The organism is Pseudoalteromonas sp. ESRF-bin5, assembly GCF_002632075.1.
In the GTDB taxonomy this organism is placed as follows: domain Bacteria; phylum Pseudomonadota; class Gammaproteobacteria; order Enterobacterales; family Alteromonadaceae; genus Pseudoalteromonas; species Pseudoalteromonas marina.
Genome location: NZ_NTLW01000218.1, coordinates 1 through 19,199, shown reverse-complemented (window position 1 = coordinate 19,199; position 19,199 = coordinate 1). Strand labels below are relative to the sequence as shown.

The following is a 19,199-nucleotide window of genomic DNA, read 5'->3' as shown; positions in this document are numbered from 1 at the left end:
TTAAGTAATAATCATTACTATTTAGGTAGACAAGCATAAATAGCGGCCATAAAAAAACCCAGCATAAGCTGGGTTTTTATAATCAAAATAATCTATTAACGTAAAACTTTTACTGTTTTGATTGTTTTGATGTGCGCTTCAACACGACGATTCTCTGCGTGTGCAGCGGCTGTGTTAGCTTCATTTTTAAGGCGCTCTTCACCTAAACCTACCGTAGTAATGCGGTCAGATGCAATACCGTCAGCTATTAATTGCTTAGCTACCGAATCAGCACGCTTTTTAGATAGCATTTTGTTGTAAGTCGCTTTACCTACTGCTGAAGTATGACCTTCTAAAAGCACTGTTGTATCTGGGTAATCTTTTAAGAAAGATGCAACTTGATCGATGTCGTCTAAGTAACGCTGTGATACAGCAGCTTTGTCGTTAGGGAACGTTACTAATAAGCTCACAGTTACTTCTTTATCTTCATATAAAGTACAACCAGTACCATCAACAGCATCTGTCATTGGTGTATTAGGACACTTGTCATCAGCATCTAAAATATTGTCATTGTCGCTGTCTACTGGCTCAACCATAACTTCAACAACCTCTGGCGCAGGCTGTACCGGCTCAGCAGGCATAGTGTTTTGTCCAAAGAAATAGTTAATACCTAATTTAGCGCCAACATCTGTGTAACCTTTATCAATACCTTGGTATACAGCAGTTTCAACGTTAGCGAATAAGTTGTCAGTAATGAAGTGTCTGTAACCAACACCTGCATTTAAGAACGTGTTGTCATCAACAACGTCCATTGATTTAATACCAACTAAACCGTAGAAAGGACCGCCATCTAAATGGTAAAGCGCATCAATACCAAAACGGCTACCGTCGATGTTGTTACGGTTACCAGCGGCTTTGTCGAATGCATTGAAATCAAGATCTGCATACTCTAAACGAGCACTCCAAAAATCACTGAAGCGGTAACCCGCTTCAAGACCAAAGCCAGTCGACTCGTTTACGTCAAGACCAGCTTGTGCGCTCATATTTTCCCAAGACGCATCGTAGTAGTCGCCAAATGCGCCAATGTAGAAACCTTCTTGCTTGTCAGCAGCAAATGTAGATACGCTAGTTGCAGCTAACGCAATTGCAATAGTTAGTGATTTTAATTTCATTGTTTTCTTCCCATTTTAACAACTAATAAATTGTGGCTAATTAAGTACTAGCTCACTGAGTTTTATACAGACTAACTCAACTTTTGTTAATCAATACTTAACGAAAAATAAAGTTTATAATTTTTTTCAATGCGATATAACGATATCCAACAAATCAGTTTAGGTGAAATTTAAAACTTTACCTAGCTAGAAACCAACTAGTTGATTATATAAATCGATAATATGCAGAAGACACAAAGACAACTCAATTGATTGTTCTTGCTCACAATGAAACTAACTTATCTTTATAGTTTAGATAGTAACACCGGAATTTGCTTTGCTCAATCAATGAACATCTCTGTGCTAAAATATCGTTATTTATAATCATTAACTTATCTATTTTTACAACACTTAAGTACCACAAAAAGTTTTATAGTCGGTATCATTTGACGGCACCTCTTGAAATTCGGCCATATCATCGCTGAACAGGTACGGTTTATTAGCTACTTTTACAAAACGGCTCATCAGTTTACTTGAACCAAGCTCATTATATTCAGCTAATATTGTTTCAATTATATGATTTCGCGGAATTATACGTGGATTGGCTGCTCGCATGGTTTTGTAGCTATCTTTACTTGTTCGGCTTTGCCACTTATTCGCCCACTCAATTAATTCTTTTGGAATAGTTGCATTGCCATTCACAAACTCCGTCAGTGCATCAAAAGTATTGGTGTAATCAAGATGATGTGCTTGCAATAATGTTAGTAGCTCAGAAACAAGATCTTTGTCGCCCTCTTTTGCACCAGCCAGGCCTAATTTTTGGCTCCACATTACTGTAAATTGAGTATTAAATTGCTCTGAAAAATGATGTATAACTGGAGTAAGTAATGACACAGCTTTTTCTTCATCATCGCTAATTAATGGGATAAGGCTTTCAGCTAAGCGAGCACAATTCCAACTCGCCATATTTGGCTGATTACCAAAAGCGTAGCGGCCTTGCTTGTCTATAGAGCTAAATACGGTGTCAAAGTCAAAGCTATCCATCATTGCACACGGGCCATAATCTATAGTTTCGCCACTTACGAGCGTGTTATCGGTGTTCATAACGCCATGAACAAACCCAACGCGCATCCAATTAATAATCAAGTTCACTTGATTGCTAATGACTGCTGTCAAAAAAGCGATATACCGCTCAGGGCCTTCACTCGTTATTTCAGGGTAATGGCATTTAATTGCTAAATCAGCTAATTTTTTTAATCCCTCAGCATCGCCTTGGGTTGCTAAGTATTGAAACGAGCCAACACGAATATGGCTGCTTGCTAGGCGAGTAACAACAGCCCCTGGTTGAGGCGGATTACGGTAAACCGCTTCGCCGGTACCAACCACAGCCAAACAACGAGTAGTGGGAATACCTAATGCGTGCATAGCTTCACTCATAATATACTCGCGAATAGCGGGGCCTAGTGCACATCGCCCATCGCCTCCTCTTGAAAAAGGCGTGGCGCCTGAGCCTTTTAACTGAATATCCCACAGCTGATTTTTATCATCATTTATAGCACCAAGCAAATGTGCTCGCCCATCACCCAAGCGCGGCGAAAAGTGACCAAACTGGTGCCCAGAATAACCAAGCGCTACCGACTTTATTTGCTGTGATTCATTGCCTGCAAAGGTACTAGGACGCAGCTGCGGCTCAACACCTATATTAAACTGCTGTGCTAACGCTTCGTTCCACAAAAGCAGTTGCGGAGCTGCAACGCTTGATGGTTGATCTTCTACTGCGAAATTATCTGCTATGTCTGTGTATCTCGACACTAGTTTCATGGTTAATTTCCTGACTGTTGACGTATACCTACGCGATTGTCACCCACACCATAGGCCACAATTAAACTTAGCTCTTGCATACTTAAACCACTTTGCTTTTGCATTTCGTTAAAAAATGCCTGCGCAGCAGTGAGTGATTTTTTAGTTTGCAGCCCACCATCAATAATTTTATGTGCCCTTAGGTAACTTTCTACATCTCGCGAAAGTAAAAAAGTATCTTTACCAAGCGCTCTTAAGGCATACGGGCCAGTATTTCCACCCAAACGGGCGCCGTGTTTTTTTAAATATGCCCATAAACCAATAATGTCATCGCTTGGCCAGTTAGCTACGAACTTGCTAAAACTGCCATGTTGCTGTGCTATTTCGTGGATCATGTAGGCATTTTCAGGAATTGTTTTTACCTTTTTATAATTACGAATAATACGCTCATCACTCGCTTTTTGCTCGAGCATATCGGGCGGCATCATTAATAATTTATCAACACTGAATTCCCAAAAAACCTCTCTAAAGCCCGGCCATTTGCTGTTTATTACCGACCAGTAAAAACCACTTTGAAAAACTTTTCGGGTAAATTCTTCAAGCCAATCGTCGTCACTTAACGTGCTTAATGCTTTTTTAGATAAGGGTTTTGCGAGTAATAACTTAAGCATTTTTTCAGAGCCTTTTCGCTCTACTGCTCGCTTATAAATATCGCTAAATTTTTCCATACTTATTAAATACCTCGCTGCTCATAGGGTTAGTTTACGAGAAAAGCAGCCAATACGTAACCACCCACATTTTCGATGAACTAATCTGTATCCTGCAACTTGACACCTAGACGGCTAAAATGTTTTAATCGCCGCAATTACCCTATTTAAATTGTATTTTGTTAAACCTTTTGCGGTTAAACAAAATACAAAGGGCTAGAAGAGGTGCGTTATTCAGGTAGCGTATGTTAGGAGCGCAAACTCCAGTGAGCATACGTGAGGGGAATACCGCCGAGAGGTAAACGCTTTTGCGAAGCAATTACTTCGGGCGACTAGGTTGAATCCTAGCGACTGTCACCAATAGCTGTTTTAAAACAGCTTATTAGTTTGGTGGAGAGCTTCTGGTCTTAAATAATAAGGCCGTGCGCCCTATTATTTTAAGCCCATTCGCTCTTCGAATACTGTTCGAACGACGTTAATGCGGCTTACATCATAAAGCCCCTTTAATATCTCGAACACCTTATAGGTTCGTAAGAGATGATCAATAATTTCAATTTAGACGACTACGCACTGTGGACAGCGCTTGTTACGCCGTTTGATCAACAAGGTAATGTTGACTACGACACGCTCACAACACTTGTTAGCGAACAAGAAGCAGCACACAACGGTATTTTACTGCTCGGTAGTACAGGTGAAGGCTTAGCCCTTACGCTTAAAGAGCAACAAGCGATTGTTGAGCATGTGTGCCAATTAAAACCCAGTGTACCGCTTATGGTTGCTGTTGGTGGTAGTAATTTAGCTCAACAAAAAGAATGGGTTAGCTACTGTAACCAATTACCTATTCACAGCTACTTATTAGGCTCGCCTCTTTATGCAAAACCAGGGGCTGTAGGTCAAACTCTTTGGTACGAAAGCTTGTTAAACGAAAGCGCGCATCCGTGTATGTTGTACAACGTACCTGGGCGCAGCGGTGTAAGCATTCCTATCGAAACCATTGAAAACTTAAAAGCGCACCCTAAACTGTGGGCTTTAAAAGAAGCCAGTGGCAACATCACCCAATTTGAAGCATACCGACAAGCCGCGCCTAATTTAGCGCTATACAGTGGCGACGATGCACTTATGCCCTACTTTGCCCAAGCAGGTGCAAAAGGCTTAGTATCGGTTGCGGCAAACGCGTGGCCTTTGCAAACACACGAATTTGTAAAACGCAGCTTAAGTGGCCAACACCCCAATTTATTTGCTCAGTGGACTCGCGCTATTAATAGCCTATTTGCTGTAGCAAACCCTATTCCCGTTAAAGTGCTAATGCACCAACAAGGCCGCTTAAGTAGCCCGTTGCTGCGCCCGCCTTTAACGCATCTTGAGTTAACGCAAACCGATTGCATTACCACTGCAAACGACACCATTTTATCTTGGCATTAAATACAGGTTTTTATAATGAGCTGGTTAGAACTACTAAATAATTTAGAATCCGGCGCAGTACGCGCAGCATCACAAAACGAAAGCGGCCAATGGGAAGCTAACGTAGAAGTAAAACAAGGCATTTTAGAAGCCTTTAAAAATGGCACTAACACCGAGTTTGCAGGCGGGTTTGTTGACAAGCACAACCTTGCACCGCAAGAGTTTAGCACTGACGACGGCGTGCGTATGGTACCAGGTGGTTCAAGCGTTCGTCGTGGTGCCTACGTAGCTAAAGGCACTATTATTATGCCACCAGCGTACGTAAATATTGGCGCATACATCGACGAAGGCACTATGGTTGATAGCCACGCGTTAGTGGGCTCGTGTGCACAAGTAGGTAAAAACGTACATTTGAGCGCAGCCGTTCAACTTGGCGGTGTACTTGAGCCAATCGGGGCAAGCCCAGTTGTGGTTGAGGACGATGCGTTTATTGGCGCAGGTTGTGTCATTGTTGAAGGCGTAGTGGTTAAAAAAGGCGCGGTACTTGCACCAGGCGTGCGCTTATCTGCAACCATTCCGGTATACGACTGCGTTAACGAGCGTCAGCTAGATAAAGGCGAGCCAATTCCAGAATACGCAATTGTAATACCTGGCTCTCGCCCGGCGTCTAACGAATGGGCACGTGAGCAAGGCTTAAGCATGTCGTGTGCGTTAATTGTTAAATACCGCGACGAACAGAGCGATGCATCATTATTGCTAGAAGAGGTTTTACGATAATGAGCTTTTTGAGCACGCCAATCAAAACCGCTGTTAATACGCTTACACAGCAGCTTGATACTCCTTTTTTTGTTTACGACTTAGATAAACTAAACGCACACCTTACGCGCTTAGTTGCGCAAACCGATGTAAAACTTTGGTATGCAGTAAAAGCGAACCCGCTTTCTAAGATTATTCAAAGCTTAGATAGCGCAAGCTTTAACTTTGACGTAGCAAGTAAAGGTGAACTTGAACAAGTCCTTGCACAAGGTATTAGTTCGCAGCGCGTGCTCAACACAGGGCCTGCAAAGAGCTCTAAACAAATTAAACACTTTATTGAGCGCGGCGTACGTATTTTTGTTGCCGAAAGCCTCAATCAAGTGCGTTGGTTAAACCAACAAGCGCAGCTGCAAAATACGCAGCTGCAAGTTTTATTGCGTGTGCAACTACGCTGGCCTGAAGGTGAAAAAAACCCACTAGGCGGCGACAGCCTAACTCCGTTTGGGCTTGGCTGTGATGAATGGCAAGCGCTCAATACTGGCGATTACCCAGCACTTAATTTTGATGGCCTGCATATTTTTCAGTGGGGCAACATGCTTAGCACGCAAAAGCTAAGCGAGCTGTGGTCGCAAATGATTGCACCGCTTACCACCTTGGCTAATAACTTAAATATAAACCTTAAAATTCTCGATTTAGGCGGCGGTTTAGGCATTCCTTATACACAAAACGAGACAATCCTTGAGTGGGATGGCCTTATAGCCGCGCTTGCTAAAATTAAAAAAGAGGCGGGTGTAGACGAGCTTTGGATGGAGCTTGGCCGCTACGCTGTAGGCGAATGCGGTCATTATGCTAACCCCGTAGTAGAGTGCAAACAAAACTACGGCCAACAGCAAGTTATTTTAACCGGTGGTATTAACCACTTATTGCGTCCTGCTGTTACAAGCCAAGATTTTCCTGCGGCGTTATTGCGCGAATCAACGGCGCCAGAACAAGCAATGAGCCTATATGGCCCATTATGTACTGCCCTTGATTGCTTAGGCGAGCATACCCTACCAAGCGATTTAAACGAGCAAGACTGGCTGGTGTTTAGCCAATGTGGCGCCTATGGTTTTACCGAAAGCATGCCCTATTTTTTATGCCATGAACTAGCTGCAGAATACGTGTTACAAAATGGCGAGCTCACCTGTGTACGCCAAGCAGAAGATGCCAGTCACTACTTAAGGTAATAAACATGAGCATAACAACACCCATTAGCCAAGAAAACATTGTAGTAGGGGAAGTAGCAAATGGCTTGCCTCTCACTATCCCGGTGTATCGCTTAAAAGGCGACGGCACAGGTCCAAGCGTGTATATTCAAGCCAACATGCATGGCGCCGAGGTACAAGGTAACGCGGTTATTTTTCAGCTGCTAGAGCAGTTAAAACAGCTCAATTTAAAAGGCGACATTACCTTAGTACCATATGCTAACCCTATTGGTTGCAATCAAAAATCAGGGGAGTTTACCCTTGGCCGATTCGACCCTATTACTGGCACTAACTGGAACCGTATGTATCACTACAATAGTGATTTAGTCACCCAGTTTGCCAAAGATCATAGCCAGTACGACGATGCAGCTTTAAAAGATAACTTTAAACAAGCCTTGCTTGATGAAATAGACACCAAACTTAACGGCCCCGCATATTTACTCAATACCGGTAAACGCATTGCGCTTAACCTGCAAAAGCTTGCGCACCAAGCCGACATAGTGCTCGATTTACACACAGGCCCTATTTCAAGTAAGCATTTATATTGCCCAACCTATGCAACAGACAGTGCTCGTTATTTTAATATTGAACATGTACTGCTGATCCCAAGCGACTTTGATGGCGCTATGGATGAAGCTAGCTTTTGCCCATGGTGGCACTTAAGTAATGCACTTAGCGCGCAAGGGCGTTCGTTCAACGTGCAGGTAGAAGCCTTTACAGTTGAGCTAGGTAGCCAAGAAAAAATAGATTTAAAAGAAGCACTCAACGATGCAAAGAGCATATTATGCTACCTAAATCATAAGAACGTATTAGTAGATGCACCGCATAAACCAGCTAATATAACTCGCTATGCGTGTAACCTAGATGACTACTTTGCCTTTTACGCCCCTATTGGCGGCATGGTTGAATATGTAGCACCACTTGGTGGTCATATTAAAGCAGGCGAGCCCATCGCACATATTTTACGTATGGAACGCTATCTAAGTGAACAACCATTACAAACGCTGACTCTTGATTGCGATGCTATCGCTATTTTGCACTTTGCCTCAGCAAGCGTTAATCAAGGCACTGAGTTGTATAAATTTTTTACAAACGTATTTGAGCTATAGCTCACCCTTCTCATTGCGTGAGAGTACATTAATCTCCTAAGTTAATGTACATTAGATAAAGCGGCTTTGGCCGCTTTTCTTTTGATCTGTTAGTACCGCCTTTAACGTAATGTAAACAGTTCAGTAAAAGTTCACTGTACCTAATGTAAAAAGCGTTATAATAAAATAAATCACAACCTACCCAATACTCACAAGGAATTACAATGAGCTGGCGCCACTGGATCACCCTTTCAGCTTTACTAAGTACCGCAGCATTTGCGCAAGACGAAGTACAAACAAACGAGCAAGACAGCAGTATAGAACTCGTTAAGCAATGTATTTTGAATGAAGTGATTGGGGGCGATGGCAAGCAAACACTCGATGAGCTTCGTAAAAAATGTTCTGCACTGGAAGAAAACAAACAACTGACCGCACTCGATAAACGCCAAGCACGTGAAGAGGTTGGTAAAAAAAATCGTAATGTAATCACACCCCACAAACGAAATTACATATTGCCATTATCATACGTATCGCATCCTAACGATCGCCCTTTTGACCGTTTTGATGAGCTCACCGATGAACAAGATGGTGATACGCTCGATAACTTAGAAGCAAAATATCAACTTTCAATCAAGGTTCCCTTGTTTGACGAATTTTCTGACGAAGACCAAGCCTTGTATTTTGGTTTTACGCTGCAGTCCTATTGGCAAATTTATAACTCAGAGATTTCATCGCCATTTCGTGAAACCAACTATGAGCCTGAAATTTTTTGGATAAATTACCTGGATCCAGAAAACGTACTTTGGGGCGATGAAATGGCTATTGTGTTAGGTATTTCACACCAGTCAAATGGTCGAAGCCAACCAAACTCACGCTCGTGGAACCGTATTTACGCCGACTTCATATGGGAAAACCGAGGCTTTGTTTTTAGCTTTAAACCTTGGTATCGCATAGCTGAAGACGAAAAAGAAAACCTGCTAGATGCAAAAGGGGATGATAACCCTGATATTTACAAATACATGGGGTACTTTGAATTTAGCGGTGCATATCGATATCACGATCATGAATTTAGCTTTATGACTCGTAATAACTTAAATTCAGACAATCGTGGTGCACTTCAGCTTGATTGGTCATTTCCTTTGTGGGGCCGCGTTCGTGGCTACGCGCAATACTTTAACGGCTACGGTGAAAGCTTAATTGATTATAACGCTGATGTTGAACGTATAGGTGTAGGTATATTATTAACTGATTTGTTGTAAAATCAGCTTATAAAAAAGCCAAGCATTAATTATTAAGTGCTTGGCTTTTTTAATTAAAAATTACTCGTTATTTTTTTACTGCAAACACACCTTCAAACTCAGCAACTACGTTGTCACCATCATAAATGGTTACCGGTACCACATAACTTGTTTTACCATCGGCTTCTAAATCGCTTAATTTTCCTTTACACGCTTGTAAATCTACACAACCACGCGGATCTGTATTGAGTGGCTTTAAGTACTTAATACTCGCATCGGCTAAAACTATGCTACCTTCAAGTCCCGCTTCTTTGAGCGCCAAATACGTTGCGCCCCAGCCAGTTAATGTGGCTAAACTATAAATAGAACCAGCAAACATGGTGTTATGTAAATTTAAATTAGCGTCTAAATCAGCGCTGGTTGTAAATTGCCAATCTGTGTAACTTTCTACCTTAATGCCCATTGCATCACTAATAGGAATTGATTCTCGCCAGATATTTTGCAGTACTTGAGTCCAATTTGGATGGCGGAACCAACCCGGCTCACTCGGTTTTTGCTTAACCATTTTATAATGTTGTACGTCACCAAACGCCAAGTGCGCTTTTTCTTTTAATTCGTACCCATGACGCTTATAAAATTCAAGCGCTCGCTCACGTGCAAATAACACCAGTTCATCGGCATTTTGTGTCCACGCTATTTTTTCTAAATCATGTAACAGGCGACTACCAATATGCTGATTTCGGTTATCTTCAGCCACAGCCATATAACGAACCTGAGCTTGCTCGTGGTTATTAAAATGTAATCGAGCCACACCTAATACGTCACCCTCTTTATTTTTTATAAAGCGGTGTTCAGCGTCTTGTTCTAAATCATCTTGTTCAGAACCTCTTGGTTCACCCCAAGGCGCGCGTAAAACCTGCCAGCGTAATTGATAATAAGCTTGCCAATCTTCGCTACTTTGTGGGGTACTTACCTGAAACATACTTACTCCTGTTGCTGTAAAAGCCGCATGTAAAAATTTAAAAAGGCCTCAACCTGTTGATGGCAAATACCATACTCCATCTTAACAAAACTGCAAATACGACTTTGGTGAAGCTTTTAAAATACGTAAAAAATTAATGACAGATCCCATTGCGCTTTACTAAAGCTGGTTTATGCTAAATACCATGACCACATACATTGATACCTCAACAGGCCTAATTAACAGTCATTTTATTGAAAACAGCCAAAATGAAGGAACGCTACTTTATTGGCAAAACGTAAATGGCGATCACATTCAAGTTCGCGAGCATGGTAATTTACGCTGGCTGTTAATAAACAACACGTTGCAATCCATTATCGACGTTAATAATCCACGAACTCTGTTGTTCCCTCATTTGCAATATTTAGCAGCGCAATGGCAAACACTGCCACCACCTAATAACGTGCTTGAACTTGGATTAGGCGGTGGGGCTATTCGTAACTATTTACTTAAGCAACACCCTCAAGTAAATATAACGTCAGTTGAAAAAAATGCAGGCATATTGGCATGTTATTCGCAGTTTTTTGCATCAAGCAGTAACGAAAACTTACTATGCAATGATGCGCAGGTGGTACTTACTACTGCGCGTGATATAGATTGGGTTATATTAGATTTATTCTGCCAGATAGATGCGCCCCGATTTTTATTTGAGCACGCATTTTATGAAAAAATTCACGCAGCACTTAACACTACCGGCAAACTATTTATTAACTTTTTATCGCAACACAACTCACAGTTAAAACAGCTCCAAAAGCTATTATTCGATGTATTTGGTTATACTGTATACCCTCAAAAAATTTCAGGTTACGTTAACCATATAGTGGTCATTAGTAAACAACACCCTAAACAGATAAGTTAAACGTAACCGGTCCATCGTTGCATAAACTCACTTGCATGTCGGCACCAAACTCACCGGTGGCGACTCTAATTCCCAGCGCTTTGGCTTGGTCTACAAAATACACATACAACTCATTAGCCTGGGTTGGGGTCGCTGCCGATGAAAAGCTCGGACGCATCCCTTTTTTGGTATTTGCGGCTAACGTAAATTGCGAAACAACTAATAATTCACCACCCATGTCCTTTAAACTTAGATTCATTTTATCGTTTTCGTCGGTAAAAATTCGGTAATTACTGACTTTATGTAAAAGCTTATCAGCTGCCCCTTTATCGTCTGCCTTTTCAACACCTAACAAAAGTAAAATACCTTGCTCTATTTGCCCAATTACCTGGTTGTTAACTTCTACCTTTGCGTGTTTTACGCGCTGTATTAGCCCTTGCATTTAACTTATATCCTTTGATTTAGGTTCTTCTTCCAGTTCTATTTCTGGGGTATCCTCAATATCATTTGGGCTAATACACGCCGTAAATTCGGCGCCCAAAAGTACAACTACCCACGCTAAATACACCCACACAAATAAAATAGGAATTGTTGCTACCGCACCGTAAATAACCTCATATGAAGGAAAGTGGCTAATATAAAGTGCAAACCCTTTTTTTGTTAGCTCAAATAAAAGTGCAGCAAACAATGCCCCTGGCACAGCGGCTCTAAACGATACGCGTGTATTTGGCACTAAGGTATAAAGCATGATGAAGCCCATCATCGAAATTCCATAGGGAAGTAATTTTAATAAAAATCCACTAAACCCCGGAATACCTTGATCAGCAAACGATACCAAAGAAACAATGTATGAAGTTACACCAATACTTGCCCCCAGTAACACTGGGCCTAAACTCAGTACCATCCAATACACTGCAAATGAAATCATCATTGGGCGCTTTTTCTTAATACGCCAAATGCGATTAAGTGTTGCATCTACATTACGTATTAAAAGTAAGGCAACAGCGGCTAAAAAACCTATACCCACTGCAGTCATTTGATTGGCATTGCCTGCAAAGGAGCTAATATGCTCTCTAATCACATCCGTAGAGGTCGGCACAAAGTTAGTAAACAAAAAGCTTTCTATTTCCATACGAGTCGATTCAAACCCCGGGAACGCTGAAAATATTGCAACCCCTACAGCGATAAGCGGTATTAATGAAAGCAGAGTTACGTAAGCAAGGTAACCAGCATTGACTGTAATTTGATCGTCTATACAACGATTAATATATTGCATCCACCAACCGGGTTGCTGGCGCATAAAGGACTTAACTTGCTGTTTGTAATGGGAGAGCTTATCATTCATACAATTGACTTGTGCTTATCGAGTTTTGATTATCATAACAATCAGCACCGGAATTTACAGCACTTACACGTAAATAGGGAATCAAATGAAAAAACAAACACTGTTAAGCGCATCAATACTTGCCCTAACGTTAGCATTATCTGGGTGTCAATCAGCTTACTATTCTGCAATGGAAAAAGTAGGTGTTCACAAACGTGACATTCTTATTGACCGCGTAGAAGAAACCAAAGAGTCACAAGAAGAATCTCAAGAAGAGTTTCAGTCAGCGCTTGAGCGTTTAACTACACTAATTAATTTTGATGGCGGTGAGCTCCAAGATGCTTACAATCAACTAAATGACGATTACGAATCAAGCCTTAAAGCCGCAGACGACGTTACTACCAATATCAATAAAGTAGAGGATGTTGCTGAAGCCTTGTTTGACGAGTGGAGCGATGAATTAGAACAGTACAAAAGCGCTTCGTTAAAACGCGAAAGCAGTAAAAAACTTAATGCCACTAAGCGCCAATTTGATCAGCTTCTTCGTTCTATGCGCAGTGCTGAAAGTAAAATGGAACCAGTACTATCATCACTAAAAGATAACGTTTTGTACTTAAAGCATAATTTAAATGCACAGGCAGTTGCTGCTATAAAAGGTGAATTTACTAACCTTAAACGCGACATTCAGATACTGATGAACGACATGAACAAGTCAATCGCCGATTCAAATAAGTTTATTGAGCAAATGAACAAAGCCTAATAATGCTATTTTTATAACAACTCTAAAAGCCTGTTAATCTTAACGGGCTTTTTTGTGATTATTTTTTGTTACGATTAACACATTGTTTAATAAATAGCTTTTGATAAGCTTTAATTTCTTTAAAACAATAACAACAGTCGAAATGAAATTACATACTCTGTGCTTACTTATTACCTCAAGCTTTTTAGCCGCCTGCAGCGCAAACACTGTAAATGTAATTGCTGGGCAAGACAGCATAACGCCAATTCATGAATCAGGTGAGCGTGAAGGGCGTTATCACAACCTTTATGCGGGCGATAAAACCTATCCGGTTACTTGTGAAGCTGACTGCTACCCACAACACCCGAATGTAATATGCGAAACCACTGCTGAAAATTGCACATTTAACGCTGAGCAATTAAAGCCACAGCTAAACCTTGGCTTTAATATACGCTGGTTAGGCCATGCTGGCTTTATGATCCAAACACCAAATGGACAGCATGTAGTGTTCGACCCCGTAAAAGAGCAGTTTGACTCACCCGTTGATTTAGCATTTAAGCTTGCCTCTGGGTTTTATAGACAACCTGGTGATTGGCTTACTCAAAGCGAACTTAAAAACCTAGATGCCATTATGTATTCGCATATTCATTACGATCATTTTAATAAATCAGACATAGAAGAAATAGGTAATCAACCTCGCTACTTAGCACCATTAGGCATGGCAGATAACTTTCCAAACGCAGGACTTAATATTAGCGAAATGGCGTGGTATGCAAAAACTAAAATTGATGATTTAACCATTCATGCACTACCAGCGCATCACTTTAGCAGCCGTTTATTAGTACCCTTTATTTACGAAGACAACGATAAAGACTTATGGAATGGCTGGCTACTTGAACAAAATGGCAGCACCTTATTTTTTGCAGGCGACACCGGCTACTCCAAACACTTTAGCGATATTCAGCAAAAGTATGGCGATATTGATGTGTGCTTAATGCCGATAGCCTCTTACTACAGCGAAGATAATCCCAAGTGGTATCGTTATGTTCATACAACCCCAGAAGATGCTCTTAAGGCCGCACACGAGCTTAACTGTAAAGTCATGGTACCGTGGGGGTACGGTAACTCATCATGGAAAATGGGCGACCGAAGTAGTCATTCAGCTTTACTACGTTTATTACACATGCATGAAACAATGAAATCACCCGTGCCGCTTTATATTTTAAATGAAGGTGAAAGTATTAAATTTTAAATTGCCCACCAGCTGAAATACATCAACATAATTCGTAATAACCCTCTAGCTGAACTATCTTTAATTAACTAAGCAATGTGGGGTTATTATGTTTCTAGTACGACTAATTTACGCAAGCAAAATTTCAGACGGCTTTGGCCCAAAAGATATAGAAAGTATTTTACAAAGTGCTCGTACCTATAATGTAAAAACACATGTTACCTGCATGCTTTGCTTTAGTAACGAATACTTTTTACAGTGCCTTGAAGGCTCCAGAACCGCAGTAAATAATACCTATCAACAAATATTAAACGACAAACGTCACCACAATGTAATTATGCTTAACTATACCCAAATTCCAGAAAGAGAATTTGAAAAGTGGTCTATGGGTTATGTTCCACAATCTAGAGTAACCCAATCACTGAGTCTGAAATTTTCAGGCTCTGTTGATTTTAATCCATTTAAAATGTCTGGCGAAAGTGCCCACTTATTAATGGTAGCGTTAAAAGGCAGCATTACAGGTGCTATTAGTTAAAATTCACATGTATTATTGTTTTTATTGTTAACTTAAGCCAAGCTAAGCCAACTTTAATTAATGGAACAATTAATGAAAAAAGTACTGTTAGCCACGAGCTTAGTGATCAGCAGCCAAGTAATGGCTGCTGATGTTAAATATACGTCAACCCCTATTAATATTGACGGCGTATCTGAAAGCGCATGGGATAAGGCTGCTTGGCACGATATGCCACATTTAATGGATGGTACATTGCCTTCAAACGATGCCGATTTTAAAGGCCGCTATCGCTTATTATGGGATGAAAAATTCTTATACCTACAAGCCGATATTGTAGATGATGTTTTAATAGACACACACCCAGACCCTACCTATAAATATTGGGATGACGATGCCCTTGAAATATTTATAGATAGCGATGCATCGGGCGGGATTCACCAATTTAACCACACCGCTTTAGCGTACCATATTGGCCTTGATAACCAAGCTGCCGATTACGGCCCTGATAAAAAAGCGCACTTGTATACCGACCACTTAGTTAGCAACTGGAAACGCAATACCACTGCACCCTATAACATTACTTGGGAAGTTGCGATAAAACTCTACCCGAATGATTATAAAGAAGGGGCTAATAACACTCCGATCACCCTAAAGCCAAAACAAGTAATAGGCTTTATGCTCGCGTATTGCGATAACGATGGCAGTGAAACACGCGAGCACTTTATGGGGTCACACGAAGTACAGCCAGTGAACGGTGACAGAAACCGAGGATTTATAGACGCAGATGTATTTGGCAAAATCACCTTACTACCAAAAAAGTGATGTAAGTTAGCGTGTAGGTTGGTTTAAGCGCAGCGAAACACAACGAAAAAACCAACCAACAAAATAGAAGCTTTGAACTATCAGTTGTTCTAGCGCTTGCTCTTTTACTTCTCATTATCTTCTCTTTGTGCAAATATTTTTTAAGCATATTTTTCACCAAGAGGACAAGAGGCGCTGTGCTTTTAGAGCTCAATATTGATAACTAAAAACTGAAAGCTTCTCTTGCTTTAAAAACAAAAAAGCCGCTGTATTTTGCAATACCGCGGCTTTTAAAAATCATTATTCTAAATTAATAGATTATGATTTAGGAGCACGACCCGCACGTTTACGCTCATTTTCAGTTAAATGACGTTTACGAATACGAATGTTCTCAGGTGTAACTTCTACTAACTCATCATCAGCAATAAACTCAAGCGCTTGCTCAAGTGAATAGTTCAGATGTGGTGTAAGTGTTTGTGCTTCATCTGTACCAGATGCACGAACGTTAGTAAGTTGCTTACCTTTAAGCGCGTTAACTGTAAGGTCGTTATCGCGGCTATGAATACCGATAACCATACCTTCATAAACTTCAACACCGTGACCGATGAATAAACGGCCGCGCTCTTGTAAGTTAAATAATGCGTTAGTAAGTGCTTTACCTGTTGCGTTTGCAATCATTACGCCGTTCTTACGAACACCTAGCTCGCCACCTTTGTGCGGACCGTAGTGATCGAACGTATGGTAAAGTAAACCAGAACCCGAAGTAAGTGTCATGAACTCAGTTTGGAAACCGATTAAGCCACGGCTTGGGATCATAAAGTCCATACGCATACGGCCTTTACCATCTGGTGCCATGTCAGTAAGTTCACCCTTACGAAGACCAATTTGCTCCATGATAGAACCTTGGTGCTCTTCTTCACAGTCAATCGTTAGTGTTTCATACGGTTCTTCTAACACGCCATCAACAGTACGTAATATTACTTCTGGACGAGATACAGCAAGCTCATAACCTTCACGACGCATGTTCTCGATTAAGATACCTAGGTGTAATTCACCACGACCTGATACGCGGAAGCTATCTGGGTTATCAGTATCTGCAACACGAAGTGCTACGTTGTGTACTAATTCTTTGTCTAAACGCTCACGAATATTACGTGATGTTACAAACTTACCTTCTTTACCACAGAACGGAGAGTTATTTACAGAGAACGTCATTGTAACTGTAGGCTCATCAACACTTAGTGGTGGTAATGCTTCAACGTTGTTAGGACAACAAAGCGTATCTGAAATCTTAAGCTCACCAAGACCAGTAACGGTTACGATGTTACCAGCATAAGCTTTCTCAGTATCGATACGCTCAAGGCCTAAGTAGCTTTGTACTGAACCAATTTTACCGTTACGAGTCGTGCCGTCAGCGCCAATAACTGTAACTTGTTGGTTAGTCGCAACAGAACCACGTTTGATACGACCAATACCGATTACACCTTTATACGAGTTGTAATCAAGCTGAGAGATTTGCATTTGGAAGTCACCTTCAGGATCTGCATCCGGTGGTGATACTTCGTCAACGATCATCTTGAACATAGGTTCCATGTTGTCTGATGGCTCGTCTAAATCTAATGTTGCCCAGCCGTTGATAGCTGATGCATAGATTACTTTAAAGTCTAACTGTTCATCAGTTGCACCAAGGTTATCGAATAAATCAAAGATTTGATCCATAACCCAATCTGGGCGTGCACCTGGCTTATCAATTTTATTGATAACGACGATTGGCTTTAAGCCTTGCGCGAATGCCTTTTGCGTTACGAAACGCGTTTGTGGCATTGGACCTTCTTGAGCATCAACAAGTAATAATACTGAGTCAGCCATCGAAAGTACGCGTTCAACTTCACCACCGAAATCGGCGTGTCCCGGGGTATCTACGATATTGATGTGGTAGTCATTCCAAGAGATAGCTGTGTTTTTAGCTAAAATGGTAATACCACGTTCTTTCTCAATGTCGTTTGAGTCCATCACGCGCTCTTCGTTACCGCCGCGTGTTTCTAATGTACCTGATTGCTCAAGTAGTTTGTCAACCAGAGTTGTTTTACCGTGGTCAACGTGCGCGATAATCGCTATATTTCTTAACTGTTCGATGCTCATATATTTACTCAGAGAAATTAAATTCTCAATGATCCTGCAAGATCTACGCACTCATCTGCGTTTTCACGAGATGTCCAAGCATAGGATTTAAAAGGGCGCATATTATCCCTCATTAATGACATGGATGAAAGTTTATCCAATACAATTTTCAAAACTTTCTCAATACTTTTACTAAGTATCTGTTTTATATATGACAATTATATGAAATAAATTGCCATTATTTTTTAAAAAATGCAGTTTACACTATTTATACGATATTTTTGGCACTCTTTTACATTTAGGTTATGCTGATTTTGAGCGATTAAATTAACAACAAATTGTAGTGCACATAGCCTGCACCAAAGTGGAATTTAACTGCACCATAATGGTGCTGTTTTATGCCCCACATTGTAGCAACTAAGTTTTTTTAACCTATAAACATAGAGTTATAAAAATGGCACAAAATCAGCTTAATAAATCCCAAAGCAATTATGCAGCAATAATAAAACCCAATAGTTGGAGGACACATGTCACAATCGGTTTTAGATTTTATTAAAGAAAATGACGTTAAGTTCATTGATTTACGCTTTACTGATACAAAGGGTAAAGAGCAACATGTATCTATTCCTCATCACCAAGTTGATGAAGATTTTTTCGAAGACGGTAAAATGTTCGACGGTTCTTCAATTGCTGGTTGGAAAGGCATAAACGAATCAGACATGGTTTTAATGCCTGTTGCTGAATCAGTAAAACTTGACCCTTTCACTGAAGAAACAACATTAATCGTACGTTGTGACGTTGTAGAGCCTTCTACACTTCAAGGTTACGAGCGCGACCCGCGTTCAGTTGCTAAACGTGCTGAAGATTACATGCGCTCTACAGGTATTGCTGATACCGTATTATTTGGCCCAGAGCCAGAGTTCTTCCTTTTTGACGATGTTAAATACAAATCAGACATGTCTGGTTCAATGTACAAAGTTGACGCTGTAGAAGCGGCATGGAACTCAGATAAAGATTATGAAGGCGGCAACACTGGTCACCGTCCAGGTGTTAAAGGCGGTTACTTCCCTTGTTCACCTGTAGATTCTTCACAAGATTGGCGTTCAGCTACCTGTTTAGTACTTGAAGAACTAGGTCAAGTAGTAGAAGCACATCACCACGAAGTAGCAACAGCAGGCCAAAACGAAATTGCAACTCGCTTTAATACTATGGTTTTAAAAGCAGATGAAATCCAAGAAATGAAATA

18 protein-coding genes and 1 riboswitch are annotated in these 19,199 nt (G+C 40.9%); of the genes, 11 read left to right on the top strand and 7 right to left on the bottom strand.

Features of this window, described 5'->3' with window-relative positions; genetic code table 11:
* Window positions 1-95: 95 nt before the first annotated feature.
* From BCG07_RS13250 to BCG07_RS13240, 3 genes are all read right to left on the bottom strand, one after another.
* Complete coding sequence (locus tag BCG07_RS13250) at window positions 96-1,151, bottom strand: OmpA family protein (RefSeq protein WP_006791316.1); 1,056 nt, start codon at window positions 1,149-1,151, stop codon at window positions 96-98.
* Window positions 1,152-1,541: 390 nt separating this feature from the next.
* Entirely contained in the window at window positions 1,542-2,951 is a 1,410-nt protein-coding gene (locus tag BCG07_RS13245; RefSeq protein ID WP_286890525.1) for a protein adenylyltransferase SelO, read from the bottom strand.
* A gap of 2 nt (window positions 2,952-2,953) precedes the next feature.
* On the bottom strand, window positions 2,954-3,658 hold the full coding sequence (locus tag BCG07_RS13240; RefSeq protein ID WP_286890523.1) for a DNA-3-methyladenine glycosylase I: 705 nt from the start codon (window positions 3,656-3,658) through the stop codon (window positions 2,954-2,956).
* Window positions 3,659-3,849: 191 nt separating this feature from the next.
* Window positions 3,850-4,046: riboswitch (Lysine riboswitch) on the top strand.
* Window positions 4,047-4,174: 128 nt separating this feature from the next.
* Here BCG07_RS13240 and dapA point away from each other — a divergent pair.
* The 5 genes from dapA to BCG07_RS13215 all read left to right on the top strand — a co-directional run bounded on the left by dapA (window position 4,175) and on the right by BCG07_RS13215 (window position 9,385).
* Window positions 4,175-5,059 carry a 4-hydroxy-tetrahydrodipicolinate synthase gene (gene dapA, locus BCG07_RS13235; RefSeq protein ID WP_058429990.1) on the top strand — a complete coding sequence of 295 codons (885 nt, stop codon included), beginning with the start codon at window positions 4,175-4,177 and terminating at the stop codon, window positions 5,057-5,059.
* 15 nt (window positions 5,060-5,074) lie between these two features.
* Window positions 5,075-5,815, top strand: a complete 741-nt coding sequence (locus BCG07_RS13230; protein ID WP_006791320.1) for a 2,3,4,5-tetrahydropyridine-2,6-dicarboxylate N-succinyltransferase — start codon at window positions 5,075-5,077, stop codon at window positions 5,813-5,815.
* On the top strand, window positions 5,815-7,020 hold the full coding sequence (locus tag BCG07_RS13225; RefSeq protein WP_243531949.1) for a PLP-dependent decarboxylase: 1,206 nt from the start codon (window positions 5,815-5,817) through the stop codon (window positions 7,018-7,020). The genes BCG07_RS13230 and BCG07_RS13225 overlap by 1 nt, the downstream gene beginning before the upstream one ends.
* A 5-nt stretch (window positions 7,021-7,025) precedes the next feature.
* Window positions 7,026-8,147 (top strand): succinylglutamate desuccinylase/aspartoacylase family protein, encoded by a 1,122-nt coding sequence (locus BCG07_RS13220; RefSeq protein ID WP_243531951.1) that lies wholly within the window; start codon window positions 7,026-7,028, stop codon window positions 8,145-8,147.
* Window positions 8,148-8,350: 203 nt separating this feature from the next.
* A complete protein-coding gene (locus BCG07_RS13215) occupies window positions 8,351-9,385 on the top strand; it encodes a phospholipase A (protein ID WP_006791323.1) in 1,035 nt (344 codons plus the stop codon).
* A gap of 67 nt (window positions 9,386-9,452) precedes the next feature.
* Here the strand turns inward: BCG07_RS13215 and BCG07_RS13210 are convergent, their stop codons facing one another.
* A complete protein-coding gene (locus BCG07_RS13210; protein WP_243531953.1) occupies window positions 9,453-10,346 on the bottom strand; it encodes a bifunctional GNAT family N-acetyltransferase/hotdog fold thioesterase in 894 nt (297 codons plus the stop codon).
* 172 nt (window positions 10,347-10,518) lie between these two features.
* Between BCG07_RS13210 and BCG07_RS13205 the strand changes: the two genes are divergently transcribed.
* Entirely contained in the window at window positions 10,519-11,244 is a 726-nt protein-coding gene (locus BCG07_RS13205) for a spermidine synthase (RefSeq protein WP_243531955.1), read from the top strand.
* Here BCG07_RS13205 and dtd read toward each other — a convergent pair.
* Window positions 11,228-11,665 (bottom strand): D-aminoacyl-tRNA deacylase, encoded by a 438-nt coding sequence (gene dtd / locus BCG07_RS13200; protein ID WP_006791326.1) that lies wholly within the window; start codon window positions 11,663-11,665, stop codon window positions 11,228-11,230. The two genes, BCG07_RS13205 and dtd, sit on opposite strands and share 17 nt — an antisense overlap.
* On the bottom strand, window positions 11,666-12,568 hold the full coding sequence (locus BCG07_RS13195; protein WP_008127015.1) for a virulence factor BrkB family protein: 903 nt from the start codon (window positions 12,566-12,568) through the stop codon (window positions 11,666-11,668).
* An 85-nt stretch (window positions 12,569-12,653) separates the two neighbouring features.
* On the opposite strand from BCG07_RS13195, the gene BCG07_RS13190 reads away from it, so the two are divergent.
* The 4 genes from BCG07_RS13190 to BCG07_RS13175 all read left to right on the top strand — a co-directional run bounded on the left by BCG07_RS13190 (window position 12,654) and on the right by BCG07_RS13175 (window position 15,853).
* Complete coding sequence (locus BCG07_RS13190; protein ID WP_006791329.1) at window positions 12,654-13,307, top strand: DUF2959 domain-containing protein; 654 nt, start codon at window positions 12,654-12,656, stop codon at window positions 13,305-13,307.
* A 142-nt stretch (window positions 13,308-13,449) separates the two neighbouring features.
* A complete protein-coding gene (locus BCG07_RS13185; protein WP_243531958.1) occupies window positions 13,450-14,538 on the top strand; it encodes an MBL fold metallo-hydrolase in 1,089 nt (362 codons plus the stop codon).
* Window positions 14,539-14,626: 88 nt separating this feature from the next.
* Window positions 14,627-15,052: a BLUF domain-containing protein gene (locus BCG07_RS13180; RefSeq protein WP_138740540.1), complete on the top strand. Its 426-nt coding sequence runs from the start codon at window positions 14,627-14,629 to the stop codon at window positions 15,050-15,052.
* A gap of 72 nt (window positions 15,053-15,124) precedes the next feature.
* Window positions 15,125-15,853, top strand: coding sequence for a CBM9 family sugar-binding protein (locus BCG07_RS13175; protein WP_243531960.1), 729 nt, complete (start codon window positions 15,125-15,127; stop codon window positions 15,851-15,853).
* A 297-nt stretch (window positions 15,854-16,150) separates the two neighbouring features.
* On the opposite strand, the gene typA is transcribed toward BCG07_RS13175, so the two are convergent.
* Entirely contained in the window at window positions 16,151-17,974 is a 1,824-nt protein-coding gene (gene typA / locus BCG07_RS13170) for a translational GTPase TypA (RefSeq protein ID WP_243531963.1), read from the bottom strand.
* Between the two features lie 506 nt (window positions 17,975-18,480).
* Between typA and BCG07_RS13165 the strand changes: the two genes are divergently transcribed.
* A partial coding sequence (locus BCG07_RS13165) for a glutamine synthetase beta-grasp domain-containing protein (protein WP_286890516.1) occupies window positions 18,481-19,199 on the top strand: 719 nt, incomplete at its 3' end.